This window comes from Streptomyces sp. NPDC014006, assembly GCF_043088925.1.
Lineage (GTDB): Bacteria > Actinomycetota > Actinomycetes > Streptomycetales > Streptomycetaceae > Streptomyces.
Genome location: NZ_JBICAJ010000005.1, coordinates 363,910 through 389,125, shown reverse-complemented (window position 1 = coordinate 389,125; position 25,216 = coordinate 363,910). Strand labels below are relative to the sequence as shown.

Annotated in this window: 24 protein-coding genes; 10 read left to right on the top strand and 14 right to left on the bottom strand. The window is 71.8% G+C overall.

What is annotated here, in order from left to right:
* Positions 1-189 precede the first annotated feature (189 nt).
* Together ACF1GV_RS19990 and ACF1GV_RS19985 are read left to right on the top strand one after the other, a co-directional pair.
* Positions 190-930 carry a L,D-transpeptidase family protein gene (locus tag ACF1GV_RS19990; protein ID WP_391682490.1) on the top strand — a complete coding sequence of 247 codons (741 nt, stop codon included), beginning with the start codon at positions 190-192 and terminating at the stop codon, positions 928-930.
* Between the two features lie 65 nt (positions 931-995).
* Positions 996-2,714, top strand: a complete 1,719-nt coding sequence (locus tag ACF1GV_RS19985; protein ID WP_391682487.1) for a peptide-N4-asparagine amidase — start codon at positions 996-998, stop codon at positions 2,712-2,714.
* Between the two features lie 15 nt (positions 2,715-2,729).
* Here ACF1GV_RS19985 and ACF1GV_RS19980 read toward each other — a convergent pair whose 3' ends face one another.
* On the bottom strand, positions 2,730-3,179 hold the full coding sequence (locus ACF1GV_RS19980) for a MarR family transcriptional regulator (RefSeq protein ID WP_363265521.1): 450 nt from the start codon (positions 3,177-3,179) through the stop codon (positions 2,730-2,732).
* Positions 3,180-3,296: 117 nt separating this feature from the next.
* Here ACF1GV_RS19980 and ACF1GV_RS19975 point away from each other — a divergent pair, with 117 nt between their 5' ends.
* Both ACF1GV_RS19975 and mltG read left to right on the top strand, forming a co-directional pair.
* Complete coding sequence (locus tag ACF1GV_RS19975; protein ID WP_391682484.1) at positions 3,297-5,108, top strand: ABC transporter ATP-binding protein; 1,812 nt, start codon at positions 3,297-3,299, stop codon at positions 5,106-5,108.
* Between the two features lie 65 nt (positions 5,109-5,173).
* Positions 5,174-6,097, top strand: a complete 924-nt coding sequence (gene mltG / locus ACF1GV_RS19970) for an endolytic transglycosylase MltG (protein WP_391682482.1) — start codon at positions 5,174-5,176, stop codon at positions 6,095-6,097.
* Positions 6,098-6,121: 24 nt separating this feature from the next.
* On the opposite strand, the gene ACF1GV_RS19965 is transcribed toward mltG, so the two are convergent.
* From ACF1GV_RS19965 to ACF1GV_RS19940, 6 genes are all read right to left on the bottom strand, one after another.
* A complete protein-coding gene (locus ACF1GV_RS19965; RefSeq protein ID WP_391682480.1) occupies positions 6,122-7,207 on the bottom strand; it encodes an NAD(P)-binding domain-containing protein in 1,086 nt (361 codons plus the stop codon).
* Positions 7,208-7,304: 97 nt separating this feature from the next.
* Complete coding sequence (locus ACF1GV_RS19960) at positions 7,305-8,453, bottom strand: LLM class flavin-dependent oxidoreductase (protein ID WP_391682477.1); 1,149 nt, start codon at positions 8,451-8,453, stop codon at positions 7,305-7,307.
* 1 nt (position 8,454) lies between these two features.
* Entirely contained in the window at positions 8,455-9,483 is a 1,029-nt protein-coding gene (locus tag ACF1GV_RS19955) for an ABC transporter substrate-binding protein (protein ID WP_391682474.1), read from the bottom strand.
* Positions 9,484-9,497: 14 nt separating this feature from the next.
* The gene (locus tag ACF1GV_RS19950) at positions 9,498-10,259 is read right to left on the bottom strand and encodes an ABC transporter ATP-binding protein (protein ID WP_391682472.1); all 762 of its coding nucleotides are present in this window, start codon (positions 10,257-10,259) and stop codon (positions 9,498-9,500) included.
* Entirely contained in the window at positions 10,232-11,107 is an 876-nt protein-coding gene (locus tag ACF1GV_RS19945) for an ABC transporter permease (RefSeq protein ID WP_391682470.1), read from the bottom strand. The genes ACF1GV_RS19950 and ACF1GV_RS19945 overlap by 28 nt, the downstream gene beginning before the upstream one ends.
* Before the next feature lie 112 nt (positions 11,108-11,219).
* Complete coding sequence (locus ACF1GV_RS19940) at positions 11,220-11,303, bottom strand: putative leader peptide (protein WP_363265707.1); 84 nt, start codon at positions 11,301-11,303, stop codon at positions 11,220-11,222.
* 123 nt (positions 11,304-11,426) lie between these two features.
* Here ACF1GV_RS19940 and ACF1GV_RS19935 point away from each other — a divergent pair, with 123 nt between their 5' ends.
* Together ACF1GV_RS19935 and ACF1GV_RS19930 are read left to right on the top strand one after the other, a co-directional pair.
* Positions 11,427-11,849, top strand: coding sequence for a YjbQ family protein (locus ACF1GV_RS19935; protein ID WP_391682468.1), 423 nt, complete (start codon positions 11,427-11,429; stop codon positions 11,847-11,849).
* Positions 11,850-12,000: 151 nt separating this feature from the next.
* Complete coding sequence (locus ACF1GV_RS19930) at positions 12,001-13,311, top strand: glycoside hydrolase family 3 N-terminal domain-containing protein (RefSeq protein WP_391682466.1); 1,311 nt, start codon at positions 12,001-12,003, stop codon at positions 13,309-13,311.
* A gap of 58 nt (positions 13,312-13,369) precedes the next feature.
* On the opposite strand, the gene ACF1GV_RS19925 is transcribed toward ACF1GV_RS19930, so the two are convergent.
* The 3 genes from ACF1GV_RS19925 to ACF1GV_RS19915 all read right to left on the bottom strand — a co-directional run bounded on the left by ACF1GV_RS19925 (position 13,370) and on the right by ACF1GV_RS19915 (position 15,214).
* On the bottom strand, positions 13,370-14,044 hold the full coding sequence (locus ACF1GV_RS19925; RefSeq protein ID WP_391682464.1) for an esterase/lipase family protein: 675 nt from the start codon (positions 14,042-14,044) through the stop codon (positions 13,370-13,372).
* Between the two features lie 186 nt (positions 14,045-14,230).
* Complete coding sequence (locus ACF1GV_RS19920; RefSeq protein WP_361626142.1) at positions 14,231-14,434, bottom strand: cold-shock protein; 204 nt, start codon at positions 14,432-14,434, stop codon at positions 14,231-14,233.
* A 180-nt stretch (positions 14,435-14,614) separates the two neighbouring features.
* On the bottom strand, positions 14,615-15,214 hold the full coding sequence (locus ACF1GV_RS19915; protein WP_391682462.1) for a TetR/AcrR family transcriptional regulator: 600 nt from the start codon (positions 15,212-15,214) through the stop codon (positions 14,615-14,617).
* A 197-nt stretch (positions 15,215-15,411) separates the two neighbouring features.
* On the opposite strand from ACF1GV_RS19915, the gene ACF1GV_RS19910 reads away from it, so the two are divergent.
* From ACF1GV_RS19910 to ACF1GV_RS19895, 4 genes are read left to right on the top strand one after another with little or no spacing between them, the layout of a single operon-like run.
* Complete coding sequence (locus ACF1GV_RS19910) at positions 15,412-15,978, top strand: (2Fe-2S)-binding protein (protein ID WP_391682460.1); 567 nt, start codon at positions 15,412-15,414, stop codon at positions 15,976-15,978.
* Positions 15,975-16,967, top strand: coding sequence for an FAD binding domain-containing protein (locus tag ACF1GV_RS19905; RefSeq protein ID WP_391682457.1), 993 nt, complete (start codon positions 15,975-15,977; stop codon positions 16,965-16,967). Before ACF1GV_RS19910 ends, ACF1GV_RS19905 begins: the two co-directional genes overlap by 4 nt.
* Positions 16,964-19,081, top strand: coding sequence for a xanthine dehydrogenase family protein molybdopterin-binding subunit (locus ACF1GV_RS19900; protein ID WP_391682454.1), 2,118 nt, complete (start codon positions 16,964-16,966; stop codon positions 19,079-19,081). The genes ACF1GV_RS19905 and ACF1GV_RS19900 overlap by 4 nt, the downstream gene beginning before the upstream one ends.
* Positions 19,074-20,234 (top strand): XdhC family protein, encoded by a 1,161-nt coding sequence (locus ACF1GV_RS19895; RefSeq protein WP_391682451.1) that lies wholly within the window; start codon positions 19,074-19,076, stop codon positions 20,232-20,234. The genes ACF1GV_RS19900 and ACF1GV_RS19895 overlap by 8 nt, the downstream gene beginning before the upstream one ends.
* Before the next feature lie 74 nt (positions 20,235-20,308).
* Here ACF1GV_RS19895 and ACF1GV_RS19890 read toward each other — a convergent pair whose 3' ends face one another.
* The 4 genes from ACF1GV_RS19890 to ACF1GV_RS19875 form a co-directional block, all read right to left on the bottom strand.
* Positions 20,309-21,826 (bottom strand): glycoside hydrolase family 3 protein, encoded by a 1,518-nt coding sequence (locus ACF1GV_RS19890; protein WP_391682449.1) that lies wholly within the window; start codon positions 21,824-21,826, stop codon positions 20,309-20,311.
* A gap of 6 nt (positions 21,827-21,832) precedes the next feature.
* Positions 21,833-22,663 carry a carbohydrate ABC transporter permease gene (locus ACF1GV_RS19885; RefSeq protein WP_391682446.1) on the bottom strand — a complete coding sequence of 277 codons (831 nt, stop codon included), beginning with the start codon at positions 22,661-22,663 and terminating at the stop codon, positions 21,833-21,835.
* Positions 22,660-23,661 carry a carbohydrate ABC transporter permease gene (locus ACF1GV_RS19880; RefSeq protein WP_391682444.1) on the bottom strand — a complete coding sequence of 334 codons (1,002 nt, stop codon included), beginning with the start codon at positions 23,659-23,661 and terminating at the stop codon, positions 22,660-22,662. The genes ACF1GV_RS19885 and ACF1GV_RS19880 overlap by 4 nt, the downstream gene beginning before the upstream one ends.
* A 210-nt stretch (positions 23,662-23,871) precedes the next feature.
* Positions 23,872-25,149 carry an extracellular solute-binding protein gene (locus ACF1GV_RS19875; RefSeq protein ID WP_391682442.1) on the bottom strand — a complete coding sequence of 426 codons (1,278 nt, stop codon included), beginning with the start codon at positions 25,147-25,149 and terminating at the stop codon, positions 23,872-23,874.
* Positions 25,150-25,216 lie beyond the last annotated feature (67 nt).

The following is a 25,216-nucleotide window of genomic DNA, read 5'->3' as shown; positions in this document are numbered from 1 at the left end:
CGGATGGTCACGGACGGACGGTGACGAGGCGGTGCGGCAGGCCGCGCGGGCGGTCGGTGGGCGGTCGGCGTGCGGCGCAGCAAACCGTGACAGGTTGACGCCGGAGCGTGGTCGGAATCAAACGGTTTTCCACGCGGGCGAACACTCCCGGCCGAGGGGCCCGCGGCACGGCGGTGCCATCATGGACCGATGCGTGACAGCGCCCATGGAGTGATACGGCGTACGACGACGGCGGCCGCCGCGGTGTGCGCCCTGACCCTCGCAACGCTGACCGCGTGCGGCGGTTCGGGAGCAGGTGGCGGCCATGACGCGAAGTCAGGCGCACCGGCCGCCCGGCCGAGCGCGGACCCGACCCGCATCCCCGGAGTCGGCGACCGCCTGCAGCGCCGCATTCCGGCCGCATCCCGCCAGGTGGTTGCGGTGTACGGTGACGGAAAGGACGCGCCCGGCGCCACGGTCGTCCTCTATGACCGGCGTGGTTCCGTCTGGGAGCGGGTGCGCAGTTGGCCGGCGCACAACGGCAAGAGCGGCTGGACGCTCGACCACCACGAGGGCGACAACCGCACCCCGGTGGGTGTGTTCACGCTGAGCGACGCCGGAGGGGTGCTGCCCGACCCCGGGGCGAAGCTGCCCTACAGCCGCTCGGCCTCCTTCGCCGCGCCGCACACCTGGGGCAAGAGCGCCTGGCACGACTTCGACTACGTCATCGCCATCGACTACAACCGCGTCAAGGGCACCTCGCCGAACGACCCGACCCGGCCGCAGGGGGAGAAGAAGGGCGGCAGCATCTGGCTGCACATGGACCACGGCAGCGGTACGTCGGCGTGCGTCACGCTGTCCCGGCCGGCCATGGAGTACCTGCTGCGCACGATCGACCCGGCCCGTCATCCCGTGGTGGTGATGGGGGACAAGGCGGACCTGCTGGCCTGAGGATCCGCCAAAGGAACCGAGGCCCCATTGCGGGGTGGCCCCGCAACCCCGTAGAAAGACCGGCCATGAGAAGCCGGATCATCATGTCCATGCTCGCCGGAGCGACCCTTCTGGCGAGCACCCTCCTCTCGGCGGCCACTCCCGCAGACGCCGCGCAACCCGCAGGCGCCGCGCAACCCGCCGGCACGGCAACCCCGGCCCGCGCCGCGCAGAATTCCGGGCTGCCCGCGCGGACCGCCGGTACCGCGCAGAACTCCGGGCCCGCGCAGACCGCCGACGTGCCCGCCGAGTTCGGCAACGACTGGCACGACCCGGTGACCGCAGCCCCGCCCGTCACCCGGCCGCACTCCCGGTCCTGCCAGGTCACCCTCGCCGAGGCGCAGTTCCGCGACTTCACCCCGTACCGGGGCCGGTACGCCCCGCCCGCCGGGTGCGGGCAGCGCTGGAGCAAGGTCGTGCTGCGGCTCGACGGCAAGGTGAAGGGGCGGCAGTTCGACCGGCTGGGGTATCTGCACCTCGGCGGGGTGGAGATCCTGCGCACCTCGACGCCGGAGCCGTCGCCCGAGGGCATCTCCTGGTCGGTCGAGAAGGACGTCACGCGCTACAGCGACACCTTCCGCAGCGCGCAGGACGTCGAGATGCTCGTCGGGAACGTCGTCGACGACACCTACACCGGCGTCATCGACGTCAAGGTGACCCTCACCTTCTTCACCGGCGCTCCCGCGGAGCGCGCCCCCGACCGCGTCCTGACCCTCACCGACGGCACCACGCTCACCACCCCGCGCAACAGCGAGCGGGTCCTCGCCGAGGTGTACGCCACCGGCTCGGGCGGCGGCTGCGAGGAGTTCTGGTATCTGACGGTGCCGGACACGGCGCCGTACTCCTGCAAGGCGGGTGAGGGGCCGTACCGCGAGGTGCAGATCTCCGTGGACGGACAACTGGCCGGGATCGCCGCCCCGTTCCCGACGGTGTGGACCGGTGGCTGGTCCAACCCGTTCCTCTGGTACGTCGTCCCCGGCCCGCGCGCCTTCGACGTCAAGCCGATCACGTACGACCTGACACCGTTCGCCGGTCTGCTCGACGACGGGCGGCCGCACCGCGTGGAGGTGTCCGTCGCCGGGGTGCCCGCGGGGCAGGCCGGCTGGAGCACGCCGGTGAACGTCCTCGTCTGGCAGGACGCCGGGAAAGCGCGGCTCAGCGGCGGGCTCACCGTGCACCGGGTGGGTGAGCTCGCCAACTCCTCGGCGTACACGCCCGGTTCCGAGCACCGTGTGGACACCCGGGGCGGTCACCGCCTCACCGTCGCCGGGTATCTGGACACCTCGCACGGCCGGGTGACGACCACCGTCGACCGCGTCCTTGCGAACACCTCCGCGCACCGCTGGAACGACGGCGAGACCGTGGACGGCCTGGACGCGACCTGGACGGACGACGAAACGGCGACCGTGGACGGACGCGGCCCCTCCCGGACCACGCACACCCGGCGGACGTACACGATGAACGGCACCATCACGATCGGCGCGGACGACCGGCTGCGCACCGTGCTCACGATGGGCGACCGTGCCGCCGTCGACGAGACGCGCGGCGGACGGCGGACGGCGTGGTCCCGGTTCGACGACACCTGGGCCGGTGACGCCGCGTACACGATGAACGTGCCGCGCGACCAGCGCCACGCGGTCGGGACGAGCCGCGAACGCTACCGGCTGTACGGCTCGGACGGCTGCTACGACCGGACCCTCACGACCCGTCAGGGGGTGCTCGTCGAGGACGGCGACGGCTGCTGAGCCGGGACCCGGTCGTCAGCAGCGCTCTGCCGGTCCCCCGTCGATCAGCAGGTCCAGCAGCTCCCCGAACACCTCCCGCTGCTCCTTCGTCAGCGGGGCCAGGATCTCCTGGGCCGCCGAGCGGCGGGCCGTGTGGAGTTCGCGGAGCGTCGCGCGGCCCGCATCCGTCAGTTCGATACGGGTCACCCGGCGATTGACGGGATCCGGCACCCGGCGCACCTTGCCGCTGCCCTCCAGACCGTCCACCAGTGTCGTCACCGCGCGGGGCACGACCTCCAGCCGTTCGGCGAGGTCGGCCATGCGCGGGGGCGCGCTGTAGTGCGCGAGGGTGCGCAGCAGGCGGGACTGGGCCGGGGTGATCCCCAGATCGCGCGTGTGGAGATGCCGCTTCTGGATGCGGTGCACCCGGCGGGTGAGCCGCAGCAACTGCTCGGCGAGCAGGCCGTCGGGGTCGGGCGAGGTCATGCGGGAACAATAACAGGACGTAGTTCATTGTGAGTCTAGGTAACAATGAGCTATGGTCCCTTCCGGTCGGCGCCGCACGTCGCGCCGGCCCGCCCGCCCCACACTCCGTAGGAGCCCATGCATCCCGACCACACCCCCTCCTGGACCCCACCCGCCGACGCGGCCTCGCAGCCCCGGCAGGTCCGCCGGATCCTGCGTCTGTTCCGCCCCTACCGTGGCAGGCTCGCCGTCGTCGGCCTCCTCGTGGGCGCCGCCTCGCTCGTCTCGGTCGCCACGCCGTTCCTGCTGAAGGAGACCCTGGACGTCGCGATCCCCCAGGGGCGCACCGGGCTGCTCAGCCTGCTCGCCCTCGGCATGATCCTCAGCGCCGTCCTCACCAGCGTCTTCGGTGTGCTGCAGACCCTGATCTCCACCACCGTCGGCCAGCGCGTCATGCACGATCTGCGCACCGCCGTCTACGGCCGCCTGCAGCGCATGTCGCTCGCCTTCTTCACCCGCACTCGCACCGGCGAGGTGCAGTCCCGCATCGCCAACGACATCGGCGGCATGCAGGCCACCGTCACCTCCACCGCCACCTCCCTGGTCTCCAACTTCACCAGCGTCGTCGCCACCGTCGTCGCGATGATCGCCCTCGACTGGCGGCTCACCGCCGTCTCCCTGCTCCTGCTGCCGGTGTTCGTCTGGATCAGCCGCCGGGTCGGCAGGGAGCGCCGGAAGATCACCACGCAGCGTCAGAAGCAGATGGCCGCCATGGCCGCCACGGTCACCGAGTCCCTGTCGGTCAGCGGCATCCTGCTCGGCCGCACCATGGGCCGCTCCGACTCGCTGACCGCGTCCTTCGCCGAGGAGTCCGAGGCTCTCGTCGGTCTCGAGGTGCGGTCCAACATGGCCGGCCGCTGGCGCATGGCCGTCATCACGATCGTCATGGCCGCGATGCCCGCCGTCATCTACTGGACCGCCGGTCTCGCCCTCCAGGCGGGCGGCCCCGACGTCTCCATCGGCACCATCGTCGCCTTCGTCTCCCTCCAGCAGGGGCTGTTCCGGCCGACCGTCAGCCTGCTGTCCACGGGCGTGCAGATCCAGACCTCCCTCGCGCTCTTCCAGCGCATCTTCGAGTACCTGGACCTGCCCATCGACATCACCGAGCGGGACAATCCCGTCCACCTCGACCAGGTCAAGGGCGAGGTCCGCTTCGAGGACGTCACCTTCCGCTACGACGGCAAGGGCGACACGGCCCGCCCCGTCCTCGACGGCGTCGACCTCACCGTCCCGGCCGGCGGCAGCCTCGCCGTCGTCGGACCGACCGGCGCCGGCAAGTCCACCCTCGGCTACCTGGTGCCCCGGCTGTACGACGTGACCGGCGGCCGGGTCACCCTCGACGGCGTGGACGTGCGCGACCTCGACTTCGACACCCTCGCCCGCGCGGTCGGCGTCGTCTCCCAGGAGACGTACCTCTTCCACGCCTCCGTCGCCGAGAACCTGCGTTTCGCCAAGCCGGACGCCACCGACGACGAGCTGTACGCCGCCGCGCGCGCGGCCCAGATCCACGACCACATCATGTCCCTGCCCGACAGCTACGACACGGTCGTCGGCGAGCGCGGCCACCGTTTCTCCGGCGGCGAGAAGCAGCGCCTGGCCATCGCCCGCACCATCCTGCGCGATCCTCCGGTGCTCATCCTCGACGAGGCGACGAGCGCCCTGGACACCCGTACCGAGGCCGCCGTGCAGCAGGCCATCGACGCCCTGTCCGCCGACCGCACCACGCTCACCATCGCCCACCGGCTCTCCACGGTCCGCGGCGCCGACCAGATCGTGGTGCTGGACTCCGGCCGGGTCGCCGAACGCGGCACGCACGACGAACTGCTGTCACTGGAGGGCCGGTACGCGGCCCTCGTCCGCCGGGACGCCCGTCTGGAGCCGACGAGCTGACGTCCGGCAAGGCTCCTCGGGAGGGTTTGCCGGATTTGTGGTGATATGCGGGTTACCGTGCCCGCATGCAGATGAACACTCGGCGACGCAGGACGGGGAGCGCGAGGGCGGCGAAGGGCACCGGGACCGCCGGGGGCAGGTGGCGCGCGGCGAGGGCAAGCGGGGGGAACACCGGCGGAGCGATCCGGCTGACCCGCCGCGGCCGTCTCGTCCTCATCGCCGCCGGAGCCGTCGTCGCCGGGACGGTCGTGGCGGTGCCGCTGCTGATCCTGGGCGACGGAGCGGACCGGACCCCGGCCCTGGTCGTCCCCGAGGGCTGGCGCGCCGCCCAGGTCTACGACGCCGTCGACAAGGCGCTTGCCCTGCCGCCGGGCACCACCCGCAAGTCCCTGGCCAAGGCCCATCTGAAACTGCCGAGCGATGCCGGCGGCAACCCGGAGGGTTACCTCTACCCGGCGACGTACCCACTGGGCGGCAAGGGGACGACAACGCCCGAACAACTGCTCGCGACGATGGTCGACACGGCGAATCGGAAGTTCAACGGCGCCCCCGTCGCCGCCGGCGCCCAGCGCAACGCGATGAACGCCTACCAGGCGGTCACCATCGCCAGCATCGTGCAGGCAGAGGCCGCGACGAAGGCGGACATGGGCAAGGTGGCCCGGGTCGTCTTCAACCGGCTGGAGCGGGGCATGCCGCTGCAGATGGACTCCACCCTCAACTACGGGCTGGGCCGCTCCACCCTGCGCACGACGACCGCCGACACCCGCGTGGACAGCCCCTACAACTCCTATCAGCGCATGGGTCTGCCGCCCACGCCGATCGACAACCCCGGTGCGGACGCGATGCAGGCGGCGATCAACCCGCCTCCGGGCGACTGGCTGTACTTCGTCACGGTCAAGCCCGGCGACACCCGTTTCACCGCGGACTACGCCGAACACCAGCGCAATGTCGCCGAGTTCAACCGCGGTCAGCGGACCGGCGGCCACTGAACGACCCGGCCCGCACCCGAGGTCTCAGGCCGCCACCGGCTGAGCGTCCCGCTCCGCCAGCAGCCGCCGGATGTCCCGTACGGCAGCGCGCCCGGCCCGGTTCGCGCCGATCGTGCTGGCCGAAGGGCCGTAGCCGACGAGATGGATCCGTGGATCGACGACGGCGCGGGTGCCCTCGACGCGGATCCCGCCGCCCGGCTCGCGCAGCCGCAGCGGTGTCAGATGGTCGATCGCCGGCCGGAAACCGGTCGCCCACAGGATGACGTCCGCCTCCACCCGCCGTCCGTCCCGCCACTCCACCCCCTCCGGGGTGATCCGGTCGAACATCGGCTGCCGGTCCAGCACTCCGTCGGCGATGCCCTGCCGTATCGCGTCGTTCAGCGGCAGGCCCGTGACCGACACGACGCTGCGCGGCGGCAGGCCCTCCCGCACCCGCTCCTCCACCAGCGCGACCGCCGCACGGCCCGCGCTCTCGTCGAAGGGACCGTCGCGGAAGACCGGCGGCCGCCGGGTGACCCAGGTTGTGGCCGCCGCGTAGGGGGCCAGCTCCAGCAGGTGCTGGGTGCCGGAGGCGCCCCCGCCCACCACCACGACGCGTCGCCCCGCGAACCACTGAGGCCCCGGGTACTGCGCCGTGTGCAGCTGCTGCCCCCGGAAGGTCTCCTGGCCGGGGTAGCGCGGCCAGAAAGGCCGGTCCCAGGTGCCGGTGGCGTTGATCAGCGCGCGGGTCGCCCACACGCCGTCGGAGGTCTCGACGAGCAGCCGCCCGTCCGCCCCCTCCCGCACGGCCGTCACCTCGACGGGGCGCCGAACGCGCAGGTCAAAGGCGCGCTCGTACGCTGTGAAGTACTCGCCGATCACCTGCGACGACGGCCGCGCCGGATCGGCGCCGGTCAGTTCCATGCCCGGCAGCGCATGCATTCCGTGCACTTTCCCGTACGTCAGCGACGGCCACCGGAACTGCCACGCGCCGCCCGGGGCGGGGGAGTGGTCCAGCACCACGAAGTCCCGCTCCGGTGTGAAACCGGTGCGGCGCAGGTGGTAGGCGCTGGACAGACCCGCCTGCCCGGCGCCCACGACGACGACCTCGACCTCGCGCAGTTCGTTCACGTTTCTACTAACGGTCGCGCGGCCGTGGATCTTCCCCGCACCCGGTGCGTGGATCCCACCGGCACCTGGTTCGGAGGAGATCCACGCACCCGGTGCGCTACCGCCCGCTCGCGGCGGCCAGCGGCACCCGCGCGTCAGCCGCGCGCCCGCCCGCCAGCAGCCCCCGCGCCGCCAGCTCGGGAATCACCCCCTCCCCGAACCAGTACGCCTCCTCCAGATGCGGATAGCCGGAGAGCACGAAGTGCTCCATGCCCAGCGCGTGGTACTCCTCGATCCGGTCCGCGACCTCCGCATGACTGCCGACCAGCGCGGTCCCCGCACCGCCGCGCACCAGCCCGACGCCCGCCCACAGATTGGGATGGATCTCCAGCTTGTCCCGCGAACCGCCGTGCAGCGCCAGCATCCGCTGCTGCCCGACCGACTCGCTGCGCCCCAGCGCGGCCTGCGCTGCCGCGACGGTGTCCGCGTCGAGATCGTCGAGCAGCCGGTTCGCCGTCGCCCACGCCTCCGCTGCGGAGTCCCGGGAGATCGTGTGCAGCCGGATGCCGAAGCGGACCGTGCGCTCCTGCCGCTCGGCCAGACCGCGGATCCAGTCGATCTTCTCCTTCACCAGCGCCGGCGGCTCGCCCCACGTCAGGTAGACGTCCGCATGCCGGGCGGCGACCGGCCCCGCGGCCGGCGAGGACCCGCCGAAGAACAGCTGCGGCACCGGGTCGGGCGGCAGTGCGGTGACAGCGCCGTCGACCTGGTAGTGCTCGCCATGGAAGTCGTACGGCCCACCGCCCCACACCCCGCGCACCACGGACAGGAACTCGTCGGTGCGTGCGTAGCGCCGGTCGTGGTCGAGCCGGTCGCCGAAGCGCCGCTGCTCGGCCGAGTCACCACCGGTGACCACGTTGAGCAGCAGCCGGCCGCCGGTGAGGCGCTGGTAGGTGGACGCCATCTGCGCGGCCAGCGTCGGCGACAGCAGTCCCGGCCGGAACGCCACCAGGAACTTCAGCCGTTCGGTGTGCTGCGCGAGCGCCACGGTGGTCAGCCAGGCGTCCTCGCACCAGGTGCCGGTCGGCGTCAGCACCGCCTCGAAGCCGAGGCGCTCGGCCGCCTTGGCGATCTGGACGAGGTAGTCCAGGTCGGGCGCGCGCACCCCGCTGATCTTGCCGGTCGTGTCCGGGCCGTAGGCGTGCCGGTCCACGAGGGTCCGGCCGTCCCCGCCCGTCGGCAGGAACCAGTGCAGTCGGACCGTCATCTCAGGACTCCTTCGAGGGCCGGGGCGCCGACGTCGACGCCGGCAGGGTGCCGTTGAACCGGGTGTCGGTGAAGTCGCCGAAGTCCACCTTGCGCGGGATCAGCTTCAGGCCGGCGAAGGTGTCCACGATCTGCTGCTCGGAGGCGATCAGCGGCTGGTCGACGGCGACCGGGACCCGGGTGCCGTAGGTGCGTTTCACGGCGGCCAGCGCCACCTCGTAGGGCAGTTTGGTGTCCTTCGCCCACACCTTGGCCCACTCCTCGGGATGCGCGTACACCCAGTCCTGGGCGCGCCGCAGCCGCTCGAGGTAGTCCTTGATCGCGGCGGCCTTCTTCGCGTCCTTCAGCGCGCCGGGCGCCGCCACCTGGAAGGTCAGCCCGTTGGTGATGCCGTCCCCGGTGGTCAGCACGCGCCCCTGCTTCTCTTGCAGCACCTGCGAGGAGTACGGGTCCCACACCGCCCACGCGTCCACCTTGCCGGAGGTGAACGCGGCCAGCGCGTCGGCGGGCTGGAGGTACTTGACCTCGATGTCGCGGAGCGTGAGCCCGGCCTTCCGCAGGGACGCGACCAGCTGGTAATGCGCCGAGGAGCCCTGCGCCACGGCGACGGAGTGCCCCTTGAGCTGCCGTGGGCTGCTCAGCCTCGAGTCGTTCGGTACGAGGATGGTGTCGCCCTTGGACGTGCCGTGCCAGGCTGCCACCACCGTGATCTTCGAGCCCGCGCCGGCCGCGAAGACCGGTGGGGTGTTGCCGACCCCGCCGATGTCGACGGCCCGGGCGTTGACGGCCTCCAGCAGGGGCGGACCGGAGGTGAAGGTGGACCACTTGATCTTGTAGTGGAGGTCCTTGAGTTCGCCGGCGGCACGCAGGACGGCCTCGGAACCGCCCTTCTGGTCACCGACGTTCAGGGTGAGGGAGCCCGTGCCGTCGGTGCCGCCGCCGCCCGTCTGCGCGGCGGAGTTGCCACCGCAGGCGGAGAGCAGGAGTGCGAGGGGGAGGAGCAGCGCGGCGGGGACGAGACGTCGTCGCATCAGGGTTCCGTTCTTCAGAAAAGAGGGGCTTGGTTCAGATCGCTTCGGCGGGCGGAGTCGACGCCGAGGCGCTCCAGGAGGGCGGCGCGCAGCGCGGCGAAGCGCGGGTCGGTGATGTCGCGCGGACGGTCGAGGTCGACGCGGTGCTCGTGCGCGATGACACCGTCGTCCATGACCAGGACACGGTCGGCGAGCAGGACGGCCTCCTCGACATCGTGCGTGACGAGCAGCACCGCGCAGCCGCGCCGCTGCCACAACTCGCCGACCAGGCGCTGCGCCTTGATGCGGGTGAGTGCGTCGAGCGCGCCGAACGGCTCGTCCAGCAGCAGCAGATCAGGCTCGCGCACCAGGGCACGGGCGAGTGAGGCGCGCTGGGCCTCGCCGCCGGAGAGGGTCTTGGGCCAGGCGTCGGAACGGTGGCCGAGGCCGACCTCTTCCAATGCCTGCCGCGCGACGGAGCGTTCGGGCTTGCCGGGCAGCCCGAGCAGGACGTTGCGCCACACCTTCTTCCACGGCATCAGCCGGGGCGACTGGAAGGCGACCGCCTTGCGGCGCGGTACCAGCACCGTCCCCTCGATGTCGCGGTCGAGTCCGGCGAGGATGCGCAACAGGGTGGATTTGCCGCAGCCGCTGCGCCCGAGCAGAGCGACGAACTCGCCCGGCACCACGTCGAGATGGAGGTCGTCGATGACCTTGCGCCCGTCGAAGGAGCGGGTGAGCCCCTCGACGCGGATCGCCGAGCGCGAGGTCAGCGGCCCGTGAACGTCGGTCGCCATTGCAGCAGCAGCCTTTCGAGGGTACGGACGACGAAATCGGCGAGCAGGCCGAGGAAGGCGTAGACGATGAGGCAGACCACGATCACGTCGGTGCGCAGGAAGTCGCGCGCCTGCACCATCAGGAACCCGATGCCGGAGTCGGCGTTGACCTGCTCGGCGAAGACCAGGGCGAGCCAGGCGATGCCGAGGGAGTAGCGCAGTCCGGTCATGGCCCCGGGCAGCGCGCCCGGCAGCACGACGTGCCGCACGAGCCCCCACCGCGAGAGACCGAGCGACTCGCCGGCCTCGATCAACTGGGCGTCCACCCCGCGGATTCCGGCGTACACGTTGATGTAGAGCGGGAACGTCACGCCGAGCGTGACGATGGCGATCTTCGGGGCCTCGCCGATGCCGAACCAGATGATGAACAGCGGGATGAGACCGACGAACGGCACCGTCCGCAGCATCTGCACCGGCGCGTCCACCAGGTCCTCGCCGATCCGGAACAGCCCGGAGACCAGGGCGAGTCCGGTACCGGCGATCGCGCCGAGCAGCAGTCCGGCGGCGACGCGCTGCAGGGAGGTGCCCATCGCCGAGGACAGCGAGCCGTCGGCGATCAGTTCCCGGCCGACCTGCGCGATGCGCCCCGGTGAGGCGAGCACATCGGCGGGCAACGCGCCGGTCGCGCTGAGGAGTTGCCACAGCGCCAGCAGCAGGAGTGGTCCGGCGGTGCGGCGCAGCCGGCGCGGGACGCGGGTGCGGCGGGAGGAGGAGGGGACGAGAGGGACGAGGTCGGGTGATGACTTGGCGACGGATATACCGGAAATAGCCGTCCGCGAGGAGCTGGGTGGGGCATGGCTGATGCTCATGGGTGCTCCAGAGAAGAGCGGTGAGAGGAGAGGGAGGTGCGCGCATGCGCGCCTGATGCGGCGAACGCGGGTTCAGCCGTGCGTCAGGCGTGGATCAGGAAGTGAGAAGGCGTCAGCAGCCGCGGTGACACGCGGCGGAGGCCACCCGCAGCAGGTCGATGTGACCGCGCGTGGTGAGCAGGGCTGTACGCAACATGCGCTCGAAACTAGCCAGCAGGCGTTGCCGAGGTCAACGGGCGTCTCGCCGGCTGGACGGCGGTTTCGTCGGACGGGCGGTTTCGTTCGGCATGAAAGCGTACCGATGGGTGAGGATGGGTCCATGTCCGATGCCTTCACCACCCGAGTGCTGAACCTGTCCTCCGGCTCCCGGGAGGCCGTCGTCGACCTCACCGGCGACTGCGAGGCCTTCCTGCGCGAGGCGGCCGCCGGCCGCGACGGCCTGCTCAATGTCTTCGTCCCGCACGCGACGGCCGGGATCGCCGTGATCGAGACGGGCGCCGGCAGCGACGACGACCTCCTCGCCGCGCTGCACACGCTCCTGCCCGCCGACGACCGCTGGCAGCACCGCCACGGCAGCCCCGGCCACGGCCGCGACCACGTCCTGCCGGCCCTCGTCCCGCCCCACGCCACGTTCCCCGTCGTCGCCGGCCGTCTGGAGCTGGGCACCTGGCAGTCGGTGTGCCTGGTCGACACGAACAAGGACAACCCGAACCGGCAGGTGCGGCTGTCGTTCCTCGGGTAGTTCCCCCGTCCCCACACCCGCCGGGGAGCGGACACATGCCCCGCAGCGTACGGTGTGACGGAGGCAGCAAGCCGGGCTCGCCGTGAGGGAAGCGGCTGCGCAGCACGCGGCCGAAGGCGGCCCCGGGCCAGTCCAGGCCGGGAGACGACACATGACACTACGCGTCCGGCAGCGGCCCACGGGCCGCCGTGGCACAGCCCTGCGTACCGGGGTTTCGCTGGTCACCCTGGCGCTCGCCGTCACGGGCTGTGGGGCATCGTCCACGCCCGGGGCAAAGGCCGACTCCCCCCGGTCCGTTGCCGCCGGCCAGACCACACACGACCCGACCGGCGTCAGCGCACGGCCCGGCACCGCCACCCGCACCGGCACCGCGCCGGCCACCGCGAGGGCCGCCCCGTCGCCGTCTGCCACCACCTGCACCGACCGCTACATGTCCGGGATGACCCCTGCCCAGCGAGTCGGACAGCTTCTCATGGGGGGCGTCTCCGCCGCCCACCCCGACCAGGCCCAGCTGGCCACGCTGCGGGCCCACCATGTGGGGTCCGTCATGCTGACCGGCCGGAGCACCGCCGGTACCACGGCGACCCGGCAGGTCGTCGACGGTTTCCGGGGGCAGGCCGACCAGGTCGCCGGCCGGCGGGTCGGCCTCCTGGTCTCGACCGACCAGGAGGGCGGCAAGGTGCAGGTCCTCAGGGGTCCCGGCTTCTCGGTCATGCCCAGCGGCCTGACGCAGGGCAGCTGGTCGACCGGGACGCTGCGTACCCGGGCCGCCGAATGGGCCCAGCAGCTGAAGGCCGCCGGAGTCGATCTGAATCTGGCACCGGTCGCCGACGTGGTCCCGGCCGCCCTGGGCACCCGGAACATCCCCATCGGCTCCTTCCAGCGGGAGTACGGCCACACCGCGGACACCGTGACGTCCCACACCGGTGCCTTCGCCGCCGGCTTCGCGCAGTCGGGCGTCTTGACCACGCTCAAGCACTTCCCCGGGCTGGGCCGGGTGATCGGGAACACCGACACCACAGCGAACGTCGTGGACTCCGTGACGACCCCCACCAGTTCCAGCCTCACGCCCTTCCGGACCGGGATCCAGGCCGGGGCACCCTTCGTGATGATCTCGTCCGCCATCTACAGCAAGATCGACCCCCAGCACCTGGCGGCCTTCTCACCGACGGTCATCGATCACCTGCTCCGCGGCCAACTGGGATTCAGGGGCGTGGTCATCTCGGACGACCTCGGCAACGCGGTCGCGGTCCGGGCCTTCACCCCCGCTCAGCGGGCCGTGAACTTCATCGCGGCGGGGGGAGACATGATCCTGACGGTCCGGCCGAGCACCATACCGCCGATGGCGGAGGCCATCCAGACCCGTATGGGGCAGGACGCCTCGTTCCGGGCCAAGGTCGACGCCGGTGTGCGCCGGATACTCGACGCCAAGCGCAAGGCGGGCTTGCTCGACTGCCGCTGAGGCATTGGGGCGCGGAGGGCGGAAGGTGGCCGAGGGCACCTTCCGCCCCTGCCTGCCGTCAGGAGTTGATCAGGTCCCGGGTCTGGGCGTAGACGGTGGCGTCCGAGAGCAGGCCGGTGTGGCTCAGACAGGCCGTCTTGGTGTTGGCCGCTCCGCTGAGGGCGACGGAGCTGTCGGGGTTGATCACGGTGTCGCAGGGCGACCACCAGGTCGCGTACCGGGCCGAGCCCGGTGTCTCGTCGCCGGAGTTCAGGGCGGCCAGGAAGTCGGAGCCGATACGCATCTCGGTGCAGGACGGGTCGAGGCAGGTGTTCGCGGAGTCGGTCCCGTGGTTGGGGCCGCCCAGGGACACCCAGGCGTCGACCTTGGCGGTCCCGCCGAGGTTCTTCAGGTAGGAGCGGGAGGACAGTCCGCCCATGGAGTGGCTGACGATGTCCACCTTGGTGGCGCCGGTGGCCGCGAGCAGGCGGTCGACCTCGGCGGAGAGCTGCTGGGCGGTCGTGGTGTTGGACTGGTGCCAGTCGTAGGTCCACTGGTCGAGGTAGGAGGACGGCCAGCCGTCGTTGCGGAAGCGGTCGGCCATGGTGTTCCAGTTGCTGCCGTCCCCGGTGTAGCCGTGCACGAAGAGGACGGGGTTGCTTGCGGAGGTGAAGGCGGAGGTGCTCGACGCCTGGGCCGGGACGGCTGTCATGGCGGCGAGCAGGGCGACGGCGGCAGCCAGGGCAGCGGTCATGAAGGATCTGTTCACGGGGGGGGCCTCACAGGAGCGGTATGGGGAGGAACACCGGTGTGAGGGGGTGGCGGCGTGAGCGTACTGGCGGGTAACCGCTCGGGGTCAAGGGGCGTGCACCAAGTTTCGTGCGGGTACGCCGAAGGGCCCGCACCCGGAGTGGGTGCGGGCCCTTCAAAGGCGTGGGCGTCAGGCCGGGAGGATGTTCTCCGCCTGCGGGCCCTTCTGGCCCTGCGTGACCTCGAAGGTCACGCGCTGGCCTTCCTGGAGCTCACGGAAGCCCTGGGTGGCGATGTTCGAGTAGTGCGCGAACACGTCCGGGCCGCCGCCGTCCTGCTGGATGAAGCCGAAGCCCTTTTCCGAGTTGAACCACTTCACGGTGCCGCTGGCCATGTTTTTCTCCTCTGTATGGGGTAGTGACGGGCGCTCCACACCGTGCGGAGGGCCCGGTCGCCGCAATGACCCCATCCGGAGAAACCCGGACACCGGAGAAACCCCCGGCAACACAACGCGCCTGATGGTCACAGACCGTCAGGCGCGCACAAAGTCATGGGTACCAAAACTGCAACGTGATCAGCCTAGCACAGGTCTGCCGGGCGCCCCGGAGCGCAGTCCGTCCATGACGAGGTCCAGCAGGCGGGTGGCTCGGGCGTGGCCCTCCTCGTGGGGGCCGACCTGCCACAGGCCGGCGATGGCGAGCAGGAAGTCGTCCGCGCTCACGCCGGGGCGGATGGTCCCGGCCTGCTCGTTGGCGCGCAGCAGGCGTCCGGCCGCCTCGGCCACGGGCGTGGGTGCCGGTTTCTCCGGGGCGCCCGGTGCGCTGGTGGCCTGGCGCAGGGCGTCCGCGAGGCCCGCCTTGGTCATCGCGAACCGCGCCAGACGGTCCATCCAGGCGCGCAGTGCCCGCTCCGGGTCGTACGCGCGCAGCAGTTCGTCCGCACCGTCGGCGACCTGCTGCATCTCGTGCCGGTAGACCTCCAGTACGAGCGCCTCCCGGCTCGGGAAGTTGCGGTAGAAGGTGCCCTGTCCGACGCCCGCCTTCTTGGCGATCCGGCTCAGTGGGGCGTCGGCGTCGCGGGTGAGTTCGGCCAGGGCGACCTCCAGGATGCGCTCGCGATTGCGCTGGGCGTCCGAGCGGCGGGGTGCGCCGGACGCGTCCCTCTTCGGCTGCACTGGTCCTCCTCACGGGTCCGTGGCGCGAACTCGGCCTTGCTAAGCGGACAGCTGTCCGTTAGGTTTCGTGGTCTAGTGGACAGCTGTCCGGTTAGCGCCACCGTCACCATAGCGCCTGCCTGCACCGACGTCTCCTCGAAGGACTCCGCCCCCTCCCCGGGAAGCCCCGGCCTGCTCTTCGTGAAAGAAGGCTGACCATGGCCACAGCCCCGTCGCCCACCCACAGCGGCGTGACCCTGCACATCAACGGCGAGAAGCACACACTGACCGTCGACCACCGCACCACCCTGCTCGACGCCCTGCGCGAGCGCCTCGATCTCACCGGCACGAAGAAGGGCTGCGACCAGGGACAGTGCGGCGCCTGCACCGTCCTCGTCGACGGGCGGCGCACCGTGGCCTGCCTCCAGCTCGCGGTGGCGGCCGAAGGCCGGGAGATCACCACGATCGAGGGGCTGGCCGACGGCGAGCACCTGCACCCGGTGCAGCAGGCCTTCCTCGACCTCGACGGCTACCAGTGCGGCTACTGCACCCCCGGCCAGATCTGCTCCGCCGTCGCGATGATCGACGAACACGCCCGCGGCTGGCCCAGCGCCGCCACCGACGACGTGCGGCCCGAGGCGGGGCCGCCACCGCTCACCCCCGAGGAGATCCGAGAGCGGATGAGCGGCAACCTGTGCCGCTGCGCCGCCTACGTCTCGATCGTCCAGGCGATCACCCGCGCCGCGCAGGAGCAGTCCGCCGGCGACGAGGAGGCGGCGGCATGAAGGAGTTCGGCTACCAGCGCGCCGCGGACGTCTCCGGTGCCGTCGCCCTGCTCGGCGCCGACCCGGACGCCCGCTACCTCGGCGGCGGCACCAACCTCGTCGACCTGATGAAGACCGGCGTCGAACGGCCCGCCCGTCTCATCGACGTGCGCGAACTCCCCCTGGACCGGGTCGAGTCGACTCCCGACGGCGGGCTGCGCATCGGCGCCACGGTCACCAACAGCGACCTCGCCGCCCACCCCGAGGTCCGCCGCCGCTACCCTGCCCTCGCCCAGGCCGTGCTGGCCGGCGCCTCCGGCCAGCTGCGCAACATGGCGACGGTCGGCGGGAACCTGCTCCAGCGCACCCGCTGCGCCTACTTCACCGACGTCACCCAGCCCTGCAACAAGCGCCTTCCGGGCAGTGGCTGTCCCGCCCGCACCGGAGAGCACCACAACCACGCCGTCCTCGGCGCCTCCGAGCACTGCGTCGCCGTCCACCCCTCGGACATGGCCGTGGCCCTGGCCGCCTTCGACGCCGTCGTGTCCTACGAGACCGCCGACGGGGCCGGCGAGGTGCCGCTCGCCGACTTCTATCTCCCCGTCGGCGACACCCCGCACCGCGAGACCGCCCTGCCGCCCGGCGCGCTGATCACCGCCGTCACCCTGCCGCCCGCGCAGATCACCGCCCACTCCCGCTACCGCAAGGTGCGCGAGCGGGCCTCATACGCCTTCGCGATCGGCTCGATCGCCGCCGCGCTCGACGTCCAGGGCGGCGTCGTGCACGACGTACGGATCGCCCTCGGCGCCGTCGCCTCCCGGCCCTGGCGGGCCCGCACCGCCGAACGCGCGCTGACCGGCGCACCGGCCGGGCCGGATGCCTTCGCCGCGGCCGCCGACGCCGAACTGGCGGCGGCCACCCCGCTGCCCGACAACGGATACAAGGTGACCCTCATGCGCAACCTCGTCGTGGCGGTGCTCACCGAACTCGCCGAGGAGGCGGCCCGATGACCACGACCACCACCGCCGGCACCGCGCGCTCCGTCGGCCGGGCCCACCCCCGCGTCGAGGGCCGTGCCAAGGTCACCGGCGCCGCCCGCTACGCCGGCGAGATCCCCTTCGCCGACCTCGCGCACGGCTGGCTCGTCACGTCGTCCGTCGCGCGCGGCCGTATCGCCGGCATCGACACCGAGCCCGTCCTGGCGATGCCCGGCGTGCTCGCCGTCCTGCACCACGGCAACGCCCCGCGCCTGGAGACCGACTACGCCGGACTGCTCGGCGCACCGGATCCGACGCACGCCCTGTTCCAGCACGACCGGGTGCCGCACCTGGGCTGGCCGGTGGCACTCGTCGTCGCCGAGACCTCCGAGCAGGCCAGGGAGGCCGCCGACGCCCTCGTCGTGCACTACGAACAGCAGCCTCACGACGTCGACTTCGCGAGCGCGGGCCAGGACGCCTACACCGCGGAGCGGCACGCACCCGCCGAGAAGGGCGACCTGACGGCGGAACTCGCCGCCTCCGCCACGGTCGTGGACGCCGAGTACACCACGCCCGAGGAACACCACGCGATGATGGAACCGCACGCGGCCACGGCGCGCTGGGACGACGGCCGGCTGGAGGTCGTCGACTCCAACCAGAGCACCATGTGGGTCGCGCAGGAGCTGGCGCGTCTGTTCTCGCTCGACCCCGCCTCCGTGCACGTGCGCTCCGAGCACGTCGGCGGCGGCTTCGGCAGCAAGGGACCGCGTGCCCACCAGGTGGCCGCCGCGCTCGCCGCCACCACGTTGCACCGGCCCGTCCGGGTCGTCCTGACCAGGCGTCAGATGTTCTCGCTGGCCGGCTACCGCAGCCCGACCCGGCAGCGCGTCCGGCTCGGCGCGGACGCCGACGGGCGGCTGCGCGCGCTGGAGCACAGCTGCCTCAGCGTCACCTCGACGGTGCACGAGTTCGTCGAGCCGGGCGCCGGACCGTCCCAGGTGATGTACGACGCCGACGCCCACCACACGGCCAACCGGATCGTACGGCTCGACGTGCCGACCCCGACCTGGATGCGCGCACCCGGCGAGGCGCCCGGGTCGTTCGCGCTGGAGTCGGCGTTCGACGAACTCGCCGAGCAACTGGGCCTGGACCCCATCGAACTGCGGATACGCAACGAACCCGAGGCCGGTCCGGTGTCCGGGCTGCCGTTCGCCAGCCGCCATCTGATCGACTGCTTCCGCGAAGGCGCCCGCCGGTTCGGCTGGGACGACCGCGACCCGCGACCCGGCCTGCGCCGCGAGGGACGCTGGCTGCTCGGCACCGGAACCGCGGCCGCCTCCTTCCCGGCCGGGTCCGCCCCCTCCACGGCTGCCGTGACCGCCGAGGCCGACGGCACCTTCACCGTGCGGGTCAACGCCGCGGACATCGGCACCGGAGCCCGTACCGCGCTGACCCTGGTCGCCGCCGACGCGCTCCAGGTGGCGCCGGAGCGCGTCCGGGTGCTCATCGCCGACAGCGACTTCGGACGCGCGTGGATCGCCGGAGGGTCCATGGGCACCCGCTCCTGGTCGTGGGCGGTCACCGCCGCGGCCGCCGAACTGCGCGAACGGCTCGCCCTCGGCACCGGCGTCCCGCCGGAGGGCATCACCGTGCGCTCCGACATCACCGATGCCGTCGGCGCCCTGCCCCCGCGTGAACGGCACTCCTTCGGCGCCCAGTTCGCAGAGGTGGCCGTGGACGTCGCCACGGGCGAGGTGCGCGTGCGGCGCATGCTCGGGATCTTCTCGGCGGGCCGGATCGTCAACCCGCTCACCGCGCGCAACCAGCTCGTCGGCGGCATGATCTGGGGCCTGTCCATGGCCCTGCACGAGGAGGCCGCCCGTGACCGGGCCTCCGGCGGGGTCGTCGGCGCGGACCTCGCCGGCTACCACGTCGCCACCCATGCCGACGTTCCCCAGGTCGAGGCCGACTGGATCGAGGACGTCGACCCCGACGATCCGATCGGCATCCGGGGCGTCGGCGAGATCGGCATCGTCGGAGCCGCGGCCGCGGTCGCCAACGCGGTCTGGCACGCAACCGGCGTGCGCCACCGCCGGCTGCCGATCCGGCCCGACCGTGTCATCCGCGCGGAGTCGCCGCATGCTTGACATCGCCGCCGACCTGCAGCGCTGGGCCGAGGAGGGCCGCGACTTCGCCGTCGCCACGGTCGTCGCCGTCGGCGGCAGCGCCCCGCGCGGACCCGGCGCCGCGCTCGCGGTCGACGGCGAGGGCACGGTGATCGGCTCGGTCTCCGGCGGCTGCGTCGAGAGCGCGGTGTACGAGCTGTGCGTGCAGGCACTCGCAGACGGCGCCGACGGCGCCGACGGCGAAAGCGTCCTCGAACGCTTCGGATACAGCGACGAGGACGCCTTCGCGGCTGGGCTGACCTGCGGTGGGGTGATCGACATCCTGGTCACCCCGGTCCGTGCGCACGACGCGCAGCGAGCGGTGCTGGGGGCCGCCCTCGCCGCCGCCGGCCGTGGCGAGCCGGTCGCCCTGGCCCGGGTCGCGCGCGGCCCGGCCGCGCTGCTCGGCCACGCCCTGCTGGTCCGCAGCGACGGCACGGCCCGCGGCACCCTCGGCGGTCACCCGGAACTGGACCGTACGGCCGCCGCCCAGGCCCACGCCCTGCTGGAGGCCGGCCGCACCGGCACCGTCGAGCTCGCCGAGGACGGCACCCACTGCCCGGGCGGGCTCACCCTGCTCGTCGAGTCGACCGTGCCGCCGCCCCGGATGATCGTCTTCGGCGCCATCGACTTCGCCGCCGCCCTGGTCCGGGCCGGGAAGTTCCTCGGCTACCACGTCACCGTGTGCGACGCGCGCCCGGTCTTCGCCACCGCTGCCCGGTTCCCCGGCGCGGACGAGGTCGTCGTCGACTGGCCGCACCGCTATCTGCAGTCCACCCGCACCGACGCGCGCACGGTGCTGTGCGTGCTCACCCACGATCCCCGTTTCGACGTACCGCTGCTGACCGTGGCGCTGCGGATGCCGGTTGCCTTCGTCGGAGCGATGGGCTCGCGCCGCACCCACGACGACCGCGACAAGCGGCTGCGCGAGGCCGGGCTGAGCGAGCGGGAGCTGGCCCGGCTGCGCTCTCCGATCGGCCTCGACCTCGGCGCCCGTACGCCCGAGGAGACCGCGCTGTCCATCGCGGCGGAGATCGTCGCCGAGCGCCGCGGCGGCACGGGGCTGCCGCTGACGGCGACCGACACGCCGATCCACCGGGCGAGCGCATCGGACGGCCGTACGGCGGCGGCCTGAGCGCCCCGCCGCCGTACGGCCGTGCTCTTCGGGCGGACCGTCGCCGGATGCCGGCAGCTGCCTCGCCCGAACGGTCAGGCCCCGGCGATCCGTTCCGCCGCCGCGATCGCGCACACCCGGGCCGCGCCGTGCGTGGCGAGGTGCAGGGCGCCACGCGGGGTGGCCTGGGCGACGCCCATCTCCACCACCACCGTGTCGGGACGGGCGGTGAGCAGGGTGTCCAGGGCGGACCCCATCCACGGGTGCCGGTGCTCGTCGCGCACCACGGCGACCAGTCGCCGGCCGCGCGCCGCGGCGAGCGCCGCCTCGCCCGCCCCGTCGCCGGTGAACACGCCGGTCGCGGTGCCCGGCAGAAGGCGGGCCAGTTCGGCGCCCACGCCCCACGGCGTCTCGTCGCCGACGGCGATGTTGGGCGTCGGGCTGAACGTGGCCACGTACACGGGCTCGGTCACCGCACCCGCCTCGGCCGTACACCGGGTCACGGTCACCGCGCGACGGGCGGCGGTGAGGCCGACCTCCGGGTCGGACGCCGCACCCGGGTCCGCCCCGCGGGCCGCCCTCGCGGTCCACGCGGCCAGCTCCCGCACCCGGGCGGCCGCGTCGGCCAGCCGCTCCTCGGGCAGTTCGCCGGAGCGGACGGCGGCGACGAGCGCGTCCCGCAGCCGCAGCACGATGTCCTCGTCGCACAGCCCGCCGCCGACACAGATCGCGTCCGCGCCCGCCGCGAGGGCCAGCACGGTGCCCCGCTCGATGCCGTACGTACCGGAGATGGCGCGCATCTCCATGCCGTCCGTGACGATCAGGCCCTGGTAGCCGAGTTCACCGCGCAGCAGGTCGGTCAGGATGGGGCGGGACAGGGTGGCCGGGTGCTCCGGATCAAGCGCGGGCACCAGGATGTGCGCGCTCATCACCGCGCGCGTGCCGGCCGCGATCGCCGCCCGGAAGGGCGCCAGTTCCCGTGCGTGCAGCGTGGCCGTGCCGACGTCGATGCGCGGCAGGGCGAGGTGGGAGTCGACACCGGTGTCGCCGTGGCCGGGGAAGTGCTTGGTGCACGCGGCGATCCCCACCGACTGCAGGCCCTCGACGTAGGCCGCGGTGTGCCGGGCCACCAGAGCGGGATCGGCGCCGAAGGAGCGCACGCCGATCACCGGGTTGTCGGGGTTGGCGTTGACGTCGGCGGACGGCGCCCAGTTGAAGGTGACGCCGCACGCGGCGAGCCGGCGGCCCAGCTCCCGGGCCACGCGCCGGGTCAGCTCGGTGTCGTCGACCGTGCCGAGGGCGTTGTTGCCGGGGAAGGAGGAACCGGTGTGCACCTCCAGGCGGGTGACGTCGCCGCTCTCCTCGTCGATCGCGACCAGCACGTCGTCCCGCTCCGCCCGCAGCTGCGCGGTCAGCTCCGCGACCTGCTCGGCGCTTGCGACGTTGCGGCCGAACAGGCCGACGGAGACCAGGCCCTCGCCGAGCCGGCGGCGCACCCAGTCCGGCGCGGTCGTGCCGGCGAAGCCCGGTTGCAGCACGGCGAGCGCGTCACGGGTGACGGCGTCACCCGCGGCGGAGCCGCTGCCGGACGCGGTGCTGGTGAATGTCGTCATCGGGCGTTATCCCTTCACGGCGCCGTCGGTGAGGCCGCTGACGGCCTTGCGCTGCAGGAAGACGAAGAGGACCAGGATCGGGAGGGCGAACAGCGTCGAGGCGGCCATGGTGGCGCCCCAGTCGTCACCGAAGGCGGTACGGAACTGGGAGATCCACAGCGGGAGCGTCTGCTTCTCGATGCTCTTGTTGAGGATCAGCACCAGCGGGAACTCGTTCCAGGCGGTGATGAAGCCGAACAGCGAGGTGGCCATCAGACCGGGCGCGAGCAACGGGAAGATCACCTTGACGAAGGCCTGGGCGCGGGTGCAGCCGTCAACCATCGCGGACTCCTCCAGCTCCCTCGGCACGGCGGCCACATAGCCGCGCAGCGTCAGGATCGTGAACGGCAGCACCATCATCATGTAGAAGACGGTCAGCGGCACGAGGCTGTCGAGCATGTCGCTGTCGCGGACCAGCATGTAGTTGGCGATGATCATGACTTCCCAGGGCGCCATCTGCGCCAGCATGAAGGTCACCACGAACACCCCGCGCCCCTTGAACCGCATCCGCGCCAGGGCGAACGACGCGAACAGGGCGATGGCCAGCGACATCAGCACCGCAAGCACCGTCACGGTGACGGAGTTGCGCACCAGCGTCCAGAAGTGGTCGGCGTGCACCGCCTTGTCGAAGTGCGCGAAGGTGACGTCGGTGGGGAACCACACCGGGTCCTCGGCGATGATGTCGCCCGTCGGCTTCAGGGCCGTGGCGAACATCCAGTAGACGGGGAACGCGAAGGCCACGAAGAGGATGACGGCGGTCGCGTTGGGCCAGATGCGGCCGAAGATCGAGCGCTTCACAGCTCGTCCTCCTCTTGCTTGAGCACCATGCGCAGGTAGTACGAGGTGAGGGCGAGCAGGACCAGGACGGTCAGGAACGAGATGGCGGCGCCCATGCCGAAGTGCTGGTTGCCCACACCCTCGACGAACGCGTACACCGGAAGGGTCTCGGTGAGCCGGTCAGGGCCGCCCTCGTTCATCGCGAAGACCTGCGGGAAGGCCTTGAAGACCCAGATGACCTCGAGGAACGTCGTGGAGTACAGGAACGGCCGCAGGAACGGGAACGTCACCGAGGTGAAGCTCTGCCAGGTGCCGGCGCCGTCCAGGGAGGCCGCCTCGTACAGCTCGCGCGGGATGGTGGTCGTGGCGGCGTAGAGGTTGATCGCCACGAACGGGATGGACTGCCACACGATCAGCAGCGTGATCACGGAGAACGTCGAGAACTGGGTGCCGAGCCAGTTGTAGTCGGCCATCGAGTGCCAGCCGAGCTTGTCCAGCACCCAGTTGACGACACCGAAGCGCTGGGCGAACAACCACTGGTAGACGGTGGTCGCGGCGATGACGGGCATCGCCCACGCGAGCACCAGACCCAGCAGGAGCAGCAGCCGCATCCTCTTGCCGAGCCGGGCCAGCAGCAGCCCGGTCAGGGTGCCCAGCAGCATGATCAGCACGACGTTGGCGAGCGTGAACAGCACCGAGCGCTTGACGACGCGCCAGAAGTCCGAACCGGTGAGAACGTCACGGTAGTTGTCGATGCCGTTCCACTCGGTCAGGTGGAGGATGAGCTGGCGCGGGTTGAGGTTCTGGAACGACAGCATGCCGTTCTTCACCAGGGGCACGCCGAGCAGGACCAGGGTGGCGAGCAGCGCGGGCAGCAGGAGCAGGTAGGGGGCGGCCTTGCGTCGGCCGCGTGCGGGCGCGCTGGTGGTGCGTGTCCCGTCACGCGGGGGCGAGGGAGCCTGGGCCTTGCGGACACCGGGCCCCCCGGCCGTGTCCGTGCCTTCGGTCTGCACTGGCATGGCTTGCCGTCTCTTCCGTGGCCGTACGAGCAACACAAGTGGGAAAGGGGGCGGGGCGTGCGCCCCCGGCGAGGGGAGGCCGGGGCCGTCCCGGCGCGGGTGGGGCCGAGGCGGTCCTCCGGCGTGCGGGGCCCCGAGACCCCGCACGTGCGGGCGGGGAGCCATCGGCTCCGCGCGGGACGGCGTGGCCCCCGCCCCCTCCACCGCCCGTCAGTTCTTCTGCGACAGGCGCTTGTTGATCTCGGGCTCGACGTCCTTGGCCGCTTCCGCGGGCGTCTTGCCGTTCAGGACCGCCGTCATGTAGCTCTTGATCGGGTTCGGGGTGTTCTCCACCGCGGCCCACTCCGGGATCAGCGGCGTGGTGCCACCGGCCGCGGCGGCCGGTGCGGCGGCCTCGGCGACGGCGTTGCCCTGGAGGTTGCTCTGCAGGGACTGCTTGTTCGGCACGATGCCGTTGAGCTTGGCCAGCTCACCCTCGAACTTGTCCGACAGGGCGATCTTCAGGAACTCCTTGGCCAGCGACTGCTTCTTGCTGCCTGCGGCGACGGCGAAGTTGGAGCCGCCGAGGAAGACGCTCTCGGGCTTGCCGGCGGTGGCGCCGGGGATGGTGAAGTAACCGAGGTCCTTCTCGATGGCCTTGTTGGCCGTGACCGCGGTGCCGGCCTCCCAGCCCATGCCGATGAACGCGCCGGTCTTGCCCTTGGCGAACACCTCGGCCTGCTGCGGGGTGGCCTCGTCCTTGTCCTTGGGGGCCTTGGAGTAGGAGGCGTACTTCTTGTAGATCTCCATGGCCGCGGAGACCTTCGGGTCGCCGAGGTTGGAGACGTACTTGTCGCCGTCCTTCTTCACCAGGTCGGCGCCCTGGCCGATGATCAGGCCGTCGAGGAAGTACCAGTTCTGGCCGGGCATGTAGATCGGCTCGGCGTCGGTCTTCTTACCGATGGTCTCCAGGTCCTTGAAGAACTCGTCCCGCGTCTTGGGCGTGTCCTTGATCCCGGCCTGGGCCCAGATCTTCTTGTTGTAGACGACGATGCGGTTGGCGAAGTACCAGGGGGCGGCGTACTGCTTGCCCTCGTAGACGGAGGAGGCGGACACGGCCGGGGTCCAGTCGGCGCCGATCTCCTGCTTCAGGTCGCCGAGTTCGGCGAGTCCACCGGTGGCGGCGTAGGCCGGGGTCTGGGTGTTGCCGACCTCGATGACGTCCGGCGGGGTGGACTCCGACAGGGCGGTGGTGATCTTCTGCTGGATCCCGTCCCACTTCTGGATCTCGAACTTGACCTTGGCGCCGGTCTTGGCCTCGAACGCCGTCTGCACGTCCTTGGTCCACTGGGCCGGGGCCGAGCCGTCCATCGTCCACACGACCAGCGTCTGGCCCTTGGAGCTGTCCTGCCCGGCGTCCTTGCCGTTGTCGTCGCTGTCGCCCCCACACGCCGCGATGGACATCATCATGCCCGCGATACCGATCGCGGCAACCAGCTTGCGCTTCACGCCACCCCTCCTAAGGAATACCTCTCACCCACGCCCTCGGCGGTGACCTGCGCTCCTGCACGGTGGG